A 16,180-nucleotide genomic window follows, 5' to 3' on the forward strand; every position below is an offset into this window, starting at 1 on the left:
ATCTCCAGTGAGATTCCTTTTTTATTTCTTTCGGGCTGCATATTCGTTTGCAGGTTATCTTTTTCTTGTGCAGGATTTTAACCTTAATCATTCCTGAAGCGCCAGTCCGTATGTTTATTATTCCATAACTCGTCAGAATTCGGTTTTACGAACTGCTCCCACTCTTTTAAATATCTCCATCACAACAATAATAACACCGGCAATTATGAAGAAGCTGAACCACCTTTCAACCGAAACCGGACTTATGCCCAGAAGATCCTGCATTAAAGGCACATGCATGGAGAGAATATGGAGTCCCTGCATCAGTACAACGCCAGTGACTAACAAATAATTATTTCTTAGTGGTATCCGGAATACGGAGCGATATTCCGAGCGGCAGTTAAACACATGGAAGTTTTCAAAAAGCACCATCAAAAGTAGCAGGAGATTGCGCGATTCTATTTCTCCGTATCCCATAAAGGAAAACCATGCCCATACCGTAAATGCTACCGCACCTATGGTTATGCCCGAGATCAGTGTCTGCTTAATCATGAGGCTATTGAAAATCCCCTCTCCCGGCCTTCTCGGCTTTTTACGCATTGTCTCAGGTTCTCCGTCTTCAAAAGCCAGAGCCACTCCCTGAATTCCGTTTGTAACCAGATTAAGCCAGAGGAGCTGTACTGCGAGCAGTGGTATTGGCAGTCCCGCAATTAATGCCAGTATGAAAAGAACCACTTCAGCAAGCCCTGTTGAGATCAGAAGATAGGTAACCTTTCTAATATTGTCATATGCAACTCTTCCTTCCTCAACTCCCGCAACAATTGAAGAAAAGTTGTCGTCAGTCACGATCATCGATGCGGTATCCTTTGCGACATCCGTACCTGAGCCCATAGCCACACCGATATTTGCCCTCCTGAGCGCAGGGGCATCATTAACCCCATCCCCTGTAACAGCAACAAAATGACCCCTTCTTACAAGTGCATCAACAATTTCCATTTTCTGCACCGGGGTAACCCTTGCGAAAACTCTTGGCTTTTCGAGAGTAGCGATAAAAGCAGGAGTCTCCGGATCTTCCATTTCTTCCATCTCTCTACCTGTAATCATCTCTTCCATGGAATGGGCGATGCCAAGCTCGCTGGCTATTGCAAGTGCAGTCTTTGGATGGTCTCCCGTAATCATTACGACATCAATTCCAGCCTTTTTACAGGTCTCCACCGCTTCATTAACATCGGGCCTTACAGGGTCTATAAATCCTGTAATGCCCAGGAATGTGAGTCCCGGTCTGACAGATTCAAGGTCTGGGTCGGTGGTTACTTCTTCCGGAAAGCCATCAGCAACTACCAGTACACGATATCCTTTTTCCATCAAAGAGTTTTGTTCTTCATAAAGGATATCAGGATCGATTCGGGTCTCTCCTTCTAAAGTATTCATTTTTGTACAGTATGGAAGGACAGCCTCCATGGCTCCCTTAACGGCTACCCTCAGAGAACCTTCTTTTTCTTTCCTGTAGTATACGGCAGAGTACATTCTCTCGGACTCGAAGGGAACCTCAGCAACTATCTTTGCCCGTTCTCTGACTTCACGCGGGTTAATTCCCAGCTTAAACGCAAGCGCAAGGAAAGCGACATCTATAGCATCTCCGTGGTGCACCCACTCCCCTTCTTCCTGAAAAAGCGTCCCTTCATTACATATAGCAGCCGCCAGAGCGAGCCTTTGAAGCCCTGTCATCTCTTCTGTGCCAGAAATGCTTTTATTTTCTCTCCGGACTTCGCCCACAGGGATGTAACCTTCCCCTGAAACTTCAAAACTCTCGCCTGGGGGCAGCAGAACTACTTTCGCAGTTTGCTGATTGACAGTCAAAGTCCCTGTTTTATCCGTTGCTATTGTAGTGCAGCTTCCAAGGCTTTCTACTGCAGAGAGTCTGCGAACTATCACGTGTCTTTTAGCCATTCTTGTGGATGCAATCGAGAGTGCTACTGTGACCCCTACTGGCAAACCCTCAGGAATGGCTGACACTATAAGGGCTATTGCAAGGAAAAATACCTCAATAGGCGCTATCCCCTGTGCGAGGGCAATTGCACTCATCACAAAACTTGCCGCGATTACAAGGATACCTACTTTCTGGGCAAAATCCTCCATCCGTATAAGAAGAGGCGGCTTTGCAGCTTCTGCCTCAGTGACCGCACGTGCAATCATACCAACCTCAGTTCGGTTGCCGGTTGCAGTCACGACCCCGCAGCCTCGTCCTGTAATTACCGTACTTCCTGCATACGCCATATTGTGACGGTCGCTTACAGGTGTATCCTTCTTCAGAACGCTTGCGGTTTTCTGTACGGCAGCGGACTCCCCTGTAAGGAGCGATTCATCAATGGTAAGGTTTGTGGCATAAAGTATCCGGAGGTCAGCCGGAGTACGGTTTCCGGATTCGAGCAATACAATATCTCCGGGAACTATTTCTTCAGCAGGGACTTTCAGCTCGGTATTTCCTCTCCTGACCCGAGCCATTATTTTTAAAATTGTCTGAAGTTGTGATGCGCTCTGTTCCGCTTTCCATTCCTGAAGGGTACCAATTACCGCATTGATTACCACCACGAGGAAAATGAATGCCGCATCCTTGATGTCATCCAGGAGAATAGAGATAATCGCTGCTATGAGAAGGATATAAATTAGAGGACTTTTAAATTGATGAAAAACTATTTCTGCCAGTCCCGGAGGTTTTCTTGCCGGAAGGGTATTCCTTCCGTATTCCTCCAGCCTTAAGGTTGCTTCTTCAGATGCCAGACCTTCGGATGAGGTCATAAGCTTTTTAAAGACCTCTTCAGTTTGCAAGGCATGCCACGAAGTAGACTGTTCGGGCGTCGCATATTCCGTACGGTCTTCTGTAGAGCCGAAGTCCTCTGGAGGCTTCTTTAAAGAATGATTACCTTTCTTTTCTTTCGAGTCGGGTCTTTTACGGTCCCCTTCAGGGTTATCCGGGTCTGTCTGGAACATATATACCCCTTTTTCCAATATCCCCTTTTCGAAGGCTTGATCTCAAAATCCGGTCTTCTTTAACCTTCCTGCCTTTATTTTTTTTCCCTGCCCGATCTAACCAAAAACTGATTGGTCAGGTTTGCCTCTGAACCTGCGGCTTTAAAGCCCTTATTCGGGATAGAAGTACCATATAAAATCGAATAAATCTGCAATTAGCTGAGCACACTCAAAGTTAGTCCCCTTCGATACATGGATTGCTTATTATATAAATCTCATTTTGGTAATTGCAGCTTTTATACGTGTAATAACCTGAACAGCGTTCTAAATTGCGTTATTTATTCAGTCTATGACAAGAATAAATTTAAAAAGGAATTATGCCCGTTTTTTCCTTATTGTTTTACACAAACTCCAGGACTGAGATTTGATCAGGTTTCTAACTTTCCGGAACCTGCTTTGGAAAGTGCCAGTCCTGAGCTTTTACTTCAGCCTTTTAAATTGGGGCTTTCTTAAAGGTATATTTCCTTTAACAGGAAGATGAGAGTTAGAAAAACCATTATTAAACTTATATCTTTGAATTTCCCGGTTCCGACTTTTATTGCGGTGTAGGAAATTATGCCCCAGACAATTCCTTCGGCAATTGAATAGCTGAAGGTCATCACCAGAATGGTAAATGCCGCAGGGACTGCCTCGGTCCAGGTTTCAAAATCGAGATCTCTTAAGCTCTGGATCATGAAAATCCCTACCACGATGAGGGCTGGAGAAGTCGCATATCCCGGAATAATGGCTGCTATGGGAGATATGAAAACCGCAAGCAAAAACAGTACTGCTACTACAACTGAAGTAAGCCCTGTTCTTCCTCCTTCCTCAACACCTGAAGCACTTTCAACATAGGTAGTTACTGTAGACGTTCCCATGACTGCACCTGCACATGTGGCAACGGCGTCGGCCATAAGAGCCTGTCTGGCTCTGGGAAGCCTTCCCTCCTCATCCAGGAAATCCGCCCTGGAAGAAACTCCAACCAGAGTGCCTACCGTATCAAAGAAATCCGTGAAGAGAAAGGTGAACATGATTACGTAAAAATCAGGATTTGTAAGAAGCGAGAAGTCAAACTTGAAAGCAATAGGGGCGAGAGAAGGGGGCATTGAAAATAATCTTTCAGGAATTTCTACAATGCCAAGAGCCATTCCCAGAACTGTCACCGCAAGTATTCCCCAGAGAATTGCTCCCTTTATCCTGTAAGCCTGCAGCACTATCATAATGGTAAGACCAAGTATAGAAAGAAGTACTGTTGTTTCTCTCAGGTTTCCCAGAGTAACAAAGGTATTAGGGTCCTGGACAATAATCCTTGATCCCGTAAACCCGATAAAAGCAATAAAGAAACCAATTCCTGCACTTATTGCAATCTTAAGGTTTTTTGGAATTTCATTGACAACAGTCTCTCTGAATCTTGTCAGGGTCAGAAGAATAAAGATAAGTCCATCGATAAGAACCGCAGTAAGGGCAGCCTGCCAGCTTATGTTCATGCCGAGCACTACGGTAAATGCAAAAAAGGCATTCAGCCCCATTCCAGGAGCCAGAGCAAATGGGTAATTGGCCCACAATCCCATAATAAGCGTTCCGATTGCTGCTGAGAGACAGGTTGCAACCATGACAGCTCCGAAATCCATGCCTGTGCTGCTCAGGATAGTGGGGTTCACAAAAATTATGTAAGCCATTGTTACAAACGTAGTTAGCCCGGCAAGAGTCTCGGTTTTGGAATCGGTTTTATTCTGGCTCAGTTTGAATAGCTTTTCCAGGATTTCCATTTGTGCCACCCGGTAAACTTCTTTGATTTTATTGATTTCGGGGTCCGCAAGTATTCTAATATCTTATAATACGTATGCCAATATCTTTTTTATGGAATAACAAGAAAATAATTTTCTTATAATAATAATGGTTAGTTTACTCGGCTAGTATTAGTTCATTTCTCTAAAACGTAGTTGACTCCTCATATCTTATAAACATTGTAAAATCTTATATTGAGTAAATAATATTTGAAAGTCGTCCAGTATTACTTTTATGAGCTCCAATGTATTTTTCGGAAGTTTCGAACGCTTTCTCAGGTACAGACGAAAGAACACCCCTGAATTTAAGCAAAAAAATGCTACAACCGAACTCTTAAAAAGTTCCGTCCTGGTTGCGTTTTCAGGCGCATTAAGAATTCACATTGCTTTCCTCCTGCTTCAAATTGATTCCAGTATATTTACCTGCATTGCAGGAGGACTCGTAATCTACAGCGTATATACACTCGATAGGGCCCTTGGCTCTGAAGAGGATATTGTAAACCGGAAGGAGTTAAGTGGTTCAAGAAAGGAAATAGGGCTTGCAGCCTCTATGCTTACCTTTGTGATAGGAAGTTATGTACTGGCAAAAGAAGAAATGATTGCACTTGCATTCTTACCCTTGATAGTCGGTTTCCTTTACAGTAAAGGCATTAAGATTGGAAAATTCGTTTTGAAACTCAAAGGTGGACTTGGAGTCAAAAACTTTGTTGTAGGTCTCACCTGGGGTGCTTTTATTTCAGGACTTGCAGGCAGTACCTGTAAAAGTATGCTCCCTCTACTTCTAGTTTTTACTTTCTTTGGAGTTAAACTCTTTATCAATTCTGCAATATATGATTTTAAAGATATCAAAGGGGACGCGCTTGCAGGTATCAAAACTCTTCCTGTAAGCTTTGGGGCACGAAATACCCGAAACTTCCTTCTAGGACTGCATCTCCTCTCCCACCTGATACTCGGCATCGCTCTGATTAATGGGGTTCTTGGCCCCGAGCCTCTTATCGTCCTCTATAGTTTTATGGGCGGTCTGATCTGCATTCAGAACTACACAAAAACTGATGATGAGGAACCTTCTTTCCGGAAATTCGAAAGAATTGTTCTTGTGGATGGAGAATCAACTTCAATTGTCGGATTGAGAACGATTGCAGGTGCCTTCCTGGCATAAAATACGTATCTGGAATGGGATCTATGCTCAGGGTCAAAAGCAGTAAGACAGGTAGAATACCTCAGAGAAACCGATCCGGTTCCCAGAAAATCTACCGGGACAAAAATCAGGTCCCTATCTTTCCATCCAGTTTTAAGGATTCTTTACGGAAATTTTCAACAGGCTTTATAAATTCTTTATTTCAATTGAATTCTCTTTGTAATGCTTAAAAAGATCTTCTCCCCATTTGATTGATAATGAGTCAAAACCTATCAGATCATTTCGAGGATCAAAGGTTCCGTTTTTGAAGAAGAGCGAAAGGGATAGGAAGCGCTCTGTCACCACAAAGGCTATCTTTGCATTGTCGTATACATGGAAACTAGTGTGCTTGAATTTAAGGAATTCTTCAATCTCGGCACTATGCTCACTTTTTATTTTGAAAAATACATTGGGCGTAACAATTATGGAAACCGGAATGTTCCTGCGGGCCAATTCCAGGAACATCGAGGGATGGCTTGGAAGAAAAATGGACGCAAAACCCGAGAAGCGGGTGGAGGACAGCACATTCTCCAGAAATGCCTTATGAGTATCATAAATATGCTCGTGTTCATCTCTTACTATTCTGCATTCTTTAAGCTCCTGAATCCTGTTCAATAGTATCTCAGGAATTGCAGTAAGATCGTGGTCTCTCCAGAAATCTTCGTTTGTTTCTATTGCTTTGAGGGTATCCAGAAAGGGCTTGTAATATATTGCTGAAACTTTTCCGAGAGATGTTAATCGATACATTCCTTCCTGCCTGACAATCAAATTTGCGGTTTCCATTTCTTTAAGGCGAGGCAGGATTTCGGGTGACCTTACATCAAAATAATCTTTGATCTCGGAAAGAGTTCTTGGATTCTCCTGAAGTAAAAATAGAATATCCTTCCTTTTTTCAGAAAAGGTTAGAATGCTTAAAAGTCCGCTGGATTTCACTTCTATCAACCCATAATTTTCATATGCTTCTGGAGCTAATTGAGGCTTAATATTCGTAAATACGTTCTTCACTTTTGATTCACAATAAATAAAATTTAAGTTTTATATTCCTCTTATTTTTTATATTGATCTAAGGGTGCAGTTATTTCCTGTCGATATAGCAATGCTAGAATGCTATACGAATTCAATATATATTATCTTTTTCGAAAGTCTATTTAATTATCGGTGATTTTTCTCTTTTATTCCGGCTTGTAAGTATCAGTCTTTCGAAAACGTAAACCATCTTCCTAAACAAATTTTCCTCCAACCTCAAGAAACTTTATATGTCAATAGTATCAGATTATTTCACTAATATAAGTTCATAATTGGTCTCATGGGAGTATAGCACAACATGTTACTAAAAAAAATTAATATTTAAAATTGAAATATATAATAATAATTTAAAAGAGTGTTCAGGGGTTTGAATTAAAGATGTGTTCAATGGGACAATAAATAAAATTCATCTGCGCTAATATCAGGAAAGATCAGGAAAGCACTGAAATTTGCTTAAATCAAATTTTTAATTAAAGTTTTCCCTGCCCGGAGTTGGCAGGGTTGTTCGGATTCAGGCTTCAGCCTATTTGTTATTTCTAGATAACCTGAAAATGTTCTCAATGGAGGAAGTGGCGCATGCCTGTGAAAATCATGGCAATCCCGAGCCGATTTGCAGTAGCAATGACTTCGCCGTCCCGAATTGATCCGCCCGGAGAGACTATGTAGCGGATATTATTCTCTGAGGCATGAATTATGCTGTCATCGAAGGGGAAAAAGGCATCAGAAGCCATTACGCACTCTGATATAATTTTCTGGCAATAGGCTTCAAACGAGGTTGCAGGCTGTTCCCTTTTGTGAATCACTCTGAGGTTTTCCACAGCTTTTGTGGCTGCCAGTTTGCGAATCGAGTCAACTCTGTTCGGCTGCCCTGCGCCCATGGCAAGTACCATGAAGAATCCGGGCTCGTACTCGTGAGCAAGAATTACTGCGTTGGATTTAGTTGCCTTGCAGGCTTTCAGGCAGAATTCCGAAAGAGAGCGTTTTTCTTCGGGATACGGAACTTCGGTCACTGATTCCCATTTTTCGTAAAGGCCGATATCACGGCTCTGCTTGAGCATGCCTCCGATTATGTATTTATATGTGCAGTCAGTTCCGAAAACTTCTCTGAGTTCAGGCAGTTTGAGGAGTCTGAGATTTTCACTTTTGTTTTTCAGGTATTCAAGGGCATCAGGCTTGAAGTCAGGAGCAAGAATAATTTCCACGAATTTCCCATTCAGAAAAGTTGCAGCCTCAAGGTCAAATACTTCATTAGTGCAGATTATGCTTCCGTAAGCTGAAATTGGGTCTCCGTCCCAGGCAGCCTGAAGAGCCTGCAGGAGTGTGCTTCCGGTAGCAAGCCCGCATGGATTATTGTGTTTTACGATTGCCACTGCAGGAGAAGCATTTCCGAGTTCTTTGACTGTCTGAAGGGCATTGTCGGCGTCTATATAATTATTATAGGAAAGTTCTTTTCCGTGCAGCTGGGCAGCTTTTGCCAGGGTGGGGCCTTCTATTTCAGGATCTTTATAAAAAAAGGCTTTCTGATGCCAGTTTTCTCCATAGCGGAGTTTTACGCCGTCGGTGAAATTCAGGCGGAGTATATCTTCTCCGAGCAGGGTCCTGCTAAGGTAGGCATCAATGGCTGCATCATAATCCGCAGTATGCCTGAAAGCTTTAACTGCAAGGGCAGCCCGGGTTGACTCCGAGATTACCCCGGTCGAACGCAGTTCTTTCAGGACATGCCCGTAGTCCGATGGGTCGGAAAGCACTGTGACCGAACGGTAATTTTTTGCGGCCGAACGAAGAAGGGTTGGACCTCCGATATCTATATTTTCGATGGCTTCTTCAAGTTCCACGCCTTCTTTTGAAACCGTTTCCTCAAAAGGATAAAGGTTTACAGCCACTATATCAATGAGCGAGATATCTTCTTTTAAAGCCTGAGCCATATGTTCCTTGCTTTCTCGCAGGCACAAGAGCCCACCATGAATTCTCGGATGGAGAGTTTTAACCCTTCCTCCCATCATCTCCGGAAAGCCCGTAACCTCCGAGACATCGGCAACTTCTATGCCGGCATCGCGAAGAATTTTCGCGGTTCCGCCTGTTGAAATAATCTTCACGCCAAGTGCTTCAAGCCCGCGTGCGAATTCTGCAATTCCTGTCTTGTCTGAGACGCTGAGCAGTGCCCTTTTTACCAAAAAATCACCAATATACTTGCTTTAAAAATTCTTAGCTATATAACTTATGGTCTACATGTTATTTTATTAAAAAGAAGCGTTTTCCCTGGAAAACTGGACTTAATTCTGCAAACCCCAGTATTCTATCAGGGTGCTGCCAGAACTCTTCTGGGAATATAGTTCTTTAAGTTTTTGGTACTTTGCATGCATAACTCTATGAAATTAGACTATTATTTGCTTTTTTCAGGAAAAATCTTCAGGTAAATGCTTCTTCTCTGTAAAGGAGTCAGGTGAAATATCTATTCTTTGAATCAGCTCCGTAATTGGAATTCAGGTGAAATACTTATTCTTTGAAATCAGAATGGATAGGGGATGCATAGAAAATATGCTTTTAGGTCTTCTTTAATCCATTTCCGGAAATGATCTTGAAGGTTGGGGAGTTGAATGGAAAGGACATATGATATTATAATTCTCGGGACAGGCACTGCGGGCAGGACTCTTGCAGGCAGGGCAGGGTCATCAGCATTGAAATTCGCCATTATTGACTCAAGGGAGTATGGAGGTACCTGCCCGCTCAGAGGCTGTGACCCAAAAAAGACGCTTGCAAGTGTTTCTGAAGCCACGGACTGGAATAACAGGCTCATAGGAAGAGGTGCAGGGACAAAAGAGCCTTTAAAAGTTGATTGGCCTTCACTTATCAAATTTAAGAGAACTTTTACTGAAGGCTATCCCCGTGAGACTGAAGAAATGTTTACGGAAATGGGGATTGACATGTATCGCGGGAGAGCATATTTCGCTGATGAAAATACAGTCGTTGTAGGCGAAGATAGACTCAAAGGGGAACACATCTTCATTGCCACGGGTTCAAAGCCCAGGAAATTAGGCATACCCGGGGAAGAATATCTTACGACAAGTGAGGGTTTTATGGAAACTGAAAAGCTCCCCCAAAGGGTCATTTTTATCGGGGGTGGCTATATCTCTTTTGAATTTGCACATATTGCGAGAAGGGCGGGGTCTGAGGTTTTAATCCTGCACAGGAGCGAAAGGCCGCTCAAGCCTTTCGATTCTGATATGGTGGAGCTGCTTGTAAAAGCCTCAGAAGCATCAGGCATTAAAGTCCTTACAAATAACCCGGTGGTAGCTGTAGAAAAGGAAAATAACGGTTTTCTGGTCAGAACCGAACTCAAAACCGGAGATAAGTCCGAAACCCAGACTTTTCATGCGGATATGGTCGTTAACGGAGCTGGAAGAGTCGCTGATATCGAAGACCTGAAACTTGAAAATGCAGGCGTTAAAACTGAAAAAAAGGGTATTACAGTTGACAAACACATGCAGACTTCAAACCCCCGCATTTATGCCGGAGGAGACTGTGTGGCCGATGGAATGCAGCTCACTCCCGTAGCAACCCTCCAGGGAAAAGTCGCCGCATCTAACATTCTGGACGGAGATGGTGCCGAAATTGATTACACCGGTATCCCCAGTGCGGTCTTCACCATTCCTGCCCTGGCTTCGGTAGGAATCAATGCCCCTGAGGACAGTGATAAGTACAGGGTAATCTTCCGGGACCGAAGCAACTGGAATTCAACACGCAGAGCCGGATTTGAATTTGCAGCATCAAAGGTTATTCTTGATGAAACCAGTGACCGTATAATGGGAGCTCATATCCTCGGCCCGAATGCTGAAGAAGCCATAAATATTTTCGCTGTGGCAGTAAGGCTTAACCTCAGCATGTCGGATATAAAGAAAGTTATCTTCACTTATCCTACGGTATGTTCGGATATTCCTTATATGCTGTAACCTGGGGCAGGAAGCAGGCAATTAATATTACCAGGAATTTATTCAAGAAAGACAGTTTTAAATAAAGTTTCCGCAAACATATTATTCCCTACTGACACCTGAAAGCAAATCTGAAAATGGAGCCGTTATGCCTGAAAAAAATCCAGAAAAATCGGACACGCAGGACCTTGTTTCTGAGTATGATCTCCCTGACAATACTCATAATTTCGACCGAATCTGGGCTCTTCTAAAGGAAGAGTATCCTGATGTAAAACCCTCCCTTAATTACAGCAATCCCCTTGAACTGCTTGTAGCGACAGTGCTTTCAGCCCAGTCAACCGATGTCCAGATTAATAAAGTGACTGCGGAACTGTTCAAAAAGTACAGAACCGCAGAAGACTATGCCGGTGCAGACCCGAGGGAGCTTGAGAATAATCTCTACTCTACAGGCTTTTACAAAAGCAAGGCAAGAAACATTAAAGCCGCTGCACAGATAATTCTTGAAAAACATAACGGCGAAGTCCCGAAGACTATGGAAGAGCTGGTTACTTTGCCAGGCGTGGGAAGAAAAACCGCCAATATAGTGCTTGCCAGGGCATTCGGGATAATTGAGGGAGTTGCTGTAGATACACATGTAAAAAGGGTTTCGAGAAGGTTGGGATTCACTAAAAATTCCGATCCTGAGAAAATCGAAAGGGATCTCATCTCGCTTGCTCGAAGGGAAGACCTTGATTCGATTTCCATGACCCTGATTTACCATGGGAGGAAAATCTGCCAGGCAAGGAAGCCAAAATGCCCCTCCTGCGTTGTGAACCAGTTCTGCCCCTCAAGTATAATATTTATGGCGCGATACTATTCATAACCTTAGCTTTTTTAAAAATAGCTTGCCCGCAAGCCTTTTCAAAAAAGGCTTGAGCGAAAACCTTTTGAGAAAAGGTTTTATCGCAAACTTTTTCAAAAAAAGTTTGATCAAAAACTAATGCTTTATCGAAACCGGTGTAACCGGAGCGTGATCGACCGGCGCAACGCAAGCCTTTTACAAAAAGGCTTGAGCGAAAACTTTTTCAAAAAAAGTTTTATCAAAAACTCATGTTTTATCTAGACCGGTGTAACCGGGGCGTGATAAACCGGCGCAACGCAAGCCTTTTACAAAAAGGCTTGAGCGAAAACTTTTTCAAAAAAAGTTTTATCAAAAACTCATGTTTTATCTAGACCGGTGTAACCGGGGCGTGATAAACCGGCGCAACGCAAGCCTTTTACAAAAAGGCTTGAGCGAAAACTTTTTCAAAAAAAGTTTTATCAAAAACTCATGTTTTATCTAGACCGGTGTAACCGGGGCGTGATAAACCGGCGCAACGCAAGCCTTTTACAAAAAGGCTTGAGCGAAAACTTTTTCAAAAAAAGTTTTATCAAAAACTCATGTTTTATCTAGACCGGTGTAACCGGGGCGTGATAAACCGGCGCAACGGTTTCAACGCAAACTTTTTCAAAAAGGCTTGAGCGAAAACTCATGATTTATCGAAACCGGTGTAACCGGAGCGTGATCGACCGGCACAACGGTCGAGGCACAATGGTTTCGGCGCAATGCAAGCTTTTCCCAAAAAATGTTTTATCACAAACTTTTTGGAAAAAAGTTTGATCAAAAACGCATGTCTATTGAAAACCACATAGATGCGTTGTAAACCGACGCAATGCAAGCTTTTCCCAAAAAATGTTTTATCACAAACTTTTTTCCAAAAAGTTTGATCAAAAACGGTATTATTTCTTTAGTATTATTCCTTTAATCAGTATTGAGCAGTTAGATTGTAAGCCAGCATTAAGAGTTCAGGCTTTCTTTTTGAACACTTTTCCAAATCCAAAACTGATTGCCAGTACTGCAAGAGTTCCGGCTGCTATTGCTGCAACTTCTCCGCTTTTGCCCATGCCTTCAATTGAGTAATCAGGCATTGGAGAACTTATAACCGGTCCACTTTCTTCCAGGTCGGACAGTTTTGATTCATCGACCACGCCCGCAGCAGCACTCTCCAGTCCGTCTGGATCTGGTGAAGCGAGAAATGGGGCTAGTATCGCAATCATGAGGGCGACTGCAATCCCAAAATAAAAAAATTTTTTATTAGCTCTACCGCTCACGCCATTGCCTCCGTTTCAGCTCTCTCGGTTCTCGTGTTAAGATCGTCTTCAAGAAGGTCAGGCCGGGATTTTGCAATGGCTGTAATTGCAACCGAGGTAATGAGTCCTTCTCCTATGAAGCCGATGATAAGGTGAAATGTTCCCATAGCTATAAGTCCAGAAACCAGGGGGAAAGTGCCAGCCAGCCATAACTGGATAGTACAGGTAATTGCCGAAATAAAAAGTCCAAGCCAGGCACCTGCGAAAGCTGCAATATTTGCGCTCAGACCTCTACGGAGGATACTGTAAGTGTAATATCCGACAAATCCAGACACAACTCCCATGTTCAGGATGTTTGCGCCCATTGTAGTAATTCCTCCGTCAGCAAAGGCAAAACCCTGTACCAGCAGCACCAGCGTCAGCACAAGCACTCCCGCCCAGGGACTTCCGAAAACTATAGCTACAAGGGCTGCCCCGACCATATGTCCGCTTGTCCCCATCCCAATTGGAATATTCATGGCCTGGATTGCAAAAATCCCGGCTGCAAGAGCAGCAAGAATAGGCACTTTCATCTCATCAAGCTCGTTTTTTGCCCACTTAACTGACATTATAATAAATGGAAGGGCAAGAACCCAGTAAATTATTGCATGGTCAAGCGGTATGAACGAATCAGGTATATGCATTCATTTTCCCTCTTTTTACCCCTATCTCTTTTTTCCTGTCAAATCAAGCAGGAACCTTTTTTTACGTTGGAAAATATTCCTGAAACGAGGAATAGAAAACGTTCTAAATATTGAACCTGAAACTCTCTTTCAGCGAAGAACTTAATTTCCAAGAGTCTCTTACAGTGTTTCTGGTTACTGTTTTCAATGAATATTTTTGATAATAATAGATTGTCCAGTATTACATATATACGTTTTGATATTACTTTGTTCGACGATTTTTCGCTTTCATCTAATTGAGTATCTCTGTATTTATATATACGTCAAATTGCGTATTCTATATTAACGGTATATATAGAATTGAGTATTCACGGGTAATCGTTTAGTATTAAACTTTATAATCAATAATCTCACCATTTCGAAGCTCTTCTTCCTATTGACCTGCCTGAAAACCTTTTCATAAAGATCGGGAAAAAGAAAAAAAGGATTTTGAAAAATGAAAATGCCCGCAGCATGAGCCTTCAGACAAGAAAATGGATATATGCTATGCTCGCGGTACTGAGAAGCAAAAAGAGTATGTCCGTAGTCCGAATTTTTGCTCTGTAATATGCTTTTTCATGGCCGCTCCCATAACCTCTGCAGAGCATGCTGATATACGTCTTTTCTCCCTGCTCATACGAGCGCACGAAAATTGCACTTATACTGTGTCCTATTTGTTTGAGAATCCACTTCCTGGGCACCTTACTATTCCATATATTGAAGAGACGCGTCTCCTGTGCAACCTTTATTCTTTTCAGGACAGCCCAGAACAGGAAAAGATAGCGTACCATCATACTGAGGAGCAGGGTAAATTCCCTTGGAATCCCCATCCTGTCTGCGGCTGCAACCATATCCCTGAGTCGGGTGGTTGAAGAAAGCAGGACTATAGCTGTTATGCACACCAGAAACTTCGCAAGCAATGTACTCCCGAAAGCCAGTCCTTCGTAGGTTATGCTGAGTCCGAGAGGCAGGTCAAGCGGATAAGGTGTATAATTTTCCACAAAGGAAGGTCTCAGGAAAAGCTGAATAATGGCAATCCCGAGCCCGAAAGGTAAGACTGCAAGGATTCGAATGAGAAAATATTTTAAGTCCAGCCCTGCGGCAAGCACAAGGAGCATCAAATAGGCTTCTATGGCAAGAAGGCGAACCATATTTTTTTCATGAATCCGGGGCAGGCTAACTGCATAAACGATTATCGCAAGTGCAAAAATTAACTTTATCCGGGAGTCAAGCCTGTGCACAGGACTGTCTTTATATGATTCGCGTTCGATATCAGTAAGGGTTACCATTAAAAGTTCTCCTTTGAGGAAGAGTTTTCTCTGGTTTTCACTTCATCCCTGCCTTCTGGTTTCCGGGGCCGATAACCCTGAGAATTTCGTCCCTGGCTTTTTCAGCCGTTATCTGTATATTGACGTCGAGTCCTTCCTGCTGGAGCATCTCGAATACCTCAGCTACCCTGGGAAGCCTGAGATGGGCTTTCCTGAGAAGTTCGGGATCACTGAAGATCTCTTCCGGGGTTCCATCAGCTTCAAGCCTTCCATGATGGAGAACAAAAACCCTTTCCGCAAAATAAGGGACAACATCCACATCGTGGGTGGAAAGGAGCAGGGTAATTCCAAGTTCCCGGTTCATTTTCATAATCAGTTCAAGCACGCGGGCAGAACTGAGAGGATCAAGGCCGGCGGTTGGCTCATCAAGGACTATAACCTCAGGGCGCATGGCAAGGATGCCTGCAATTGCCACAAGCTTTTTTTGCCCTCCACTCAGATGATGAGGGGCTCTCTCCTCAAAACCTGTGAGTCCGACCATCTCAAGGGCTTCTTTAACTCTTACTTCGACCTCGCTTCTGGGCAAACCCATATTAATTGGCCCAAAAGCGATATCTTCCTCGACACTCGGCGCAAGCACCTGGTCGTCAGGGTCCTGAAAAACAATGCCTATGGTCTCCCTGCATACCCGGACATTCTTTTTAGTCACTTTTTCTCCCTTTACCAGGACTTCTCCTGAAAGAGGGCGCAGGATTCCATTAAGGTGTTTGAATAAAGTTGATTTTCCGGCTCCATTAGCCCCAAGCACTGCGACTCTCTCCCCTTTGAACACTTTAAGGTTGATTTTATCCAGGGCGTTTGACTCGAGATGAGGATATCTATGGCAGAGATCTTTTGCTTCCAGGATAGGAACAATGTTTCTTTCGGAACTGTTACCCGGTTTTTCGGAGCCTGATCCGGATCTATGATTCCTCCTGCCTGTTGTCTCTTTCGGGAAAATTGCTGCTTCATCGGGGTTATGTGGGGAATTCGGAATACTCATACTGAAAACGTCCTGCACGAAACTCGCGTCTAACTGCGGAAACTAACTTTTTTCAAAATAGTGCTACTATTAATGAAGTTATCTTTTTTATGCGTTATGGTTTATACTTTTCTGCTTTTGAAGTTTAAGAGATAATTATACAAATCTTCCCGG

11 protein-coding genes are annotated in these 16,180 nt (G+C 43.2%); 3 read left to right on the top strand and 8 right to left on the bottom strand.

Annotation, left to right across the window (positions count from 1 at the left end):
• Nucleotides 1-132: 132 nt before the first annotated feature.
• Together EQO05_RS10055 and EQO05_RS10060 are read right to left on the bottom strand one after the other, a co-directional pair.
• Nucleotides 133-2,970: an HAD-IC family P-type ATPase gene (locus EQO05_RS10055; protein ID WP_128506142.1), complete on the bottom strand. Its 2,838-nt coding sequence runs from the start codon at nucleotides 2,968-2,970 to the stop codon at nucleotides 133-135.
• 488 nt (nucleotides 2,971-3,458) lie between these two features.
• On the bottom strand, nucleotides 3,459-4,757 hold the full coding sequence (locus EQO05_RS10060; protein WP_128506220.1) for an NCS2 family permease: 1,299 nt from the start codon (nucleotides 4,755-4,757) through the stop codon (nucleotides 3,459-3,461).
• 253 nt (nucleotides 4,758-5,010) lie between these two features.
• Here EQO05_RS10060 and EQO05_RS10065 point away from each other — a divergent pair, with 253 nt between their 5' ends.
• Nucleotides 5,011-5,934, top strand: coding sequence for a UbiA family prenyltransferase (locus EQO05_RS10065; protein ID WP_128506144.1), 924 nt, complete (start codon nucleotides 5,011-5,013; stop codon nucleotides 5,932-5,934).
• Nucleotides 5,935-6,099: 165 nt separating this feature from the next.
• Here the strand turns inward: EQO05_RS10065 and EQO05_RS10070 are convergent, their stop codons facing one another.
• Nucleotides 6,100-6,957, bottom strand: coding sequence for a winged helix-turn-helix domain-containing protein (locus EQO05_RS10070; protein WP_240664554.1), 858 nt, complete (start codon nucleotides 6,955-6,957; stop codon nucleotides 6,100-6,102).
• Nucleotides 6,958-7,535: 578 nt separating this feature from the next.
• Nucleotides 7,536-9,152, bottom strand: a complete 1,617-nt coding sequence (gene purH, locus EQO05_RS10075; protein WP_128506146.1) for a bifunctional phosphoribosylaminoimidazolecarboxamide formyltransferase/IMP cyclohydrolase — start codon at nucleotides 9,150-9,152, stop codon at nucleotides 7,536-7,538.
• Nucleotides 9,153-9,575: 423 nt separating this feature from the next.
• Between purH and EQO05_RS10080 the strand changes: the two genes are divergently transcribed.
• Nucleotides 9,576-10,928, top strand: coding sequence for an NAD(P)/FAD-dependent oxidoreductase (locus EQO05_RS10080; protein WP_128506148.1), 1,353 nt, complete (start codon nucleotides 9,576-9,578; stop codon nucleotides 10,926-10,928).
• A gap of 127 nt (nucleotides 10,929-11,055) precedes the next feature.
• Nucleotides 11,056-11,769, top strand: a complete 714-nt coding sequence (gene nth / locus EQO05_RS10085) for an endonuclease III (RefSeq protein ID WP_128506150.1) — start codon at nucleotides 11,056-11,058, stop codon at nucleotides 11,767-11,769.
• A gap of 962 nt (nucleotides 11,770-12,731) precedes the next feature.
• Here nth and EQO05_RS10090 read toward each other — a convergent pair.
• The 4 genes from EQO05_RS10090 to EQO05_RS10105 form a co-directional block, all read right to left on the bottom strand.
• Nucleotides 12,732-13,037 (bottom strand): PDGLE domain-containing protein, encoded by a 306-nt coding sequence (locus tag EQO05_RS10090; protein WP_128506152.1) that lies wholly within the window; start codon nucleotides 13,035-13,037, stop codon nucleotides 12,732-12,734.
• On the bottom strand, nucleotides 13,034-13,699 hold the full coding sequence (cbiM, locus tag EQO05_RS10095) for a cobalt transporter CbiM (RefSeq protein WP_128506153.1): 666 nt from the start codon (nucleotides 13,697-13,699) through the stop codon (nucleotides 13,034-13,036). Before cbiM ends, EQO05_RS10090 begins: the two co-directional genes overlap by 4 nt.
• Before the next feature lie 500 nt (nucleotides 13,700-14,199).
• Nucleotides 14,200-15,006 carry a cobalt ECF transporter T component CbiQ gene (gene cbiQ / locus EQO05_RS10100; protein WP_128506155.1) on the bottom strand — a complete coding sequence of 269 codons (807 nt, stop codon included), beginning with the start codon at nucleotides 15,004-15,006 and terminating at the stop codon, nucleotides 14,200-14,202.
• A gap of 37 nt (nucleotides 15,007-15,043) precedes the next feature.
• Nucleotides 15,044-16,027, bottom strand: a complete 984-nt coding sequence (locus tag EQO05_RS10105) for an energy-coupling factor ABC transporter ATP-binding protein (RefSeq protein ID WP_128506157.1) — start codon at nucleotides 16,025-16,027, stop codon at nucleotides 15,044-15,046.
• Nucleotides 16,028-16,180: the final 153 nt, after the last annotated feature.

The organism is Methanosarcina sp. MSH10X1, from assembly GCF_004099695.1.
Lineage (GTDB): Archaea > Halobacteriota > Methanosarcinia > Methanosarcinales > Methanosarcinaceae > Methanosarcina.

What these genes read in the sequence shown, in the direction of transcription:
- cbiQ (WP_128506155.1), bottom strand. Translation starts at nt 15,006, where the DNA reads ATGGTAACCCTTACTGATATCGAACGCGAATCATATAAAGACAGTCCT.
- EQO05_RS10105 (WP_128506157.1), bottom strand. Translation starts at nt 16,027, where the DNA reads ATGAGTATTCCGAATTCCCCACATAACCCCGATGAAGCAGCAATTTTC.
- EQO05_RS10060 (WP_128506220.1), bottom strand. Translation starts at nt 4,757, where the DNA reads ATGGAAATCCTGGAAAAGCTATTCAAACTGAGCCAGAATAAAACCGAT.
- EQO05_RS10080 (WP_128506148.1), top strand. Translation starts at nt 9,576, where the DNA reads ATGGAAAGGACATATGATATTATAATTCTCGGGACAGGCACTGCGGGC.
- cbiM (WP_128506153.1), bottom strand. Translation starts at nt 13,699, where the DNA reads ATGCATATACCTGATTCGTTCATACCGCTTGACCATGCAATAATTTAC.
- EQO05_RS10055 (WP_128506142.1), bottom strand. Translation starts at nt 2,970, where the DNA reads ATGTTCCAGACAGACCCGGATAACCCTGAAGGGGACCGTAAAAGACCC.
- nth (WP_128506150.1), top strand. Translation starts at nt 11,056, where the DNA reads ATGCCTGAAAAAAATCCAGAAAAATCGGACACGCAGGACCTTGTTTCT.
- EQO05_RS10065 (WP_128506144.1), top strand. Translation starts at nt 5,011, where the DNA reads ATGAGCTCCAATGTATTTTTCGGAAGTTTCGAACGCTTTCTCAGGTAC.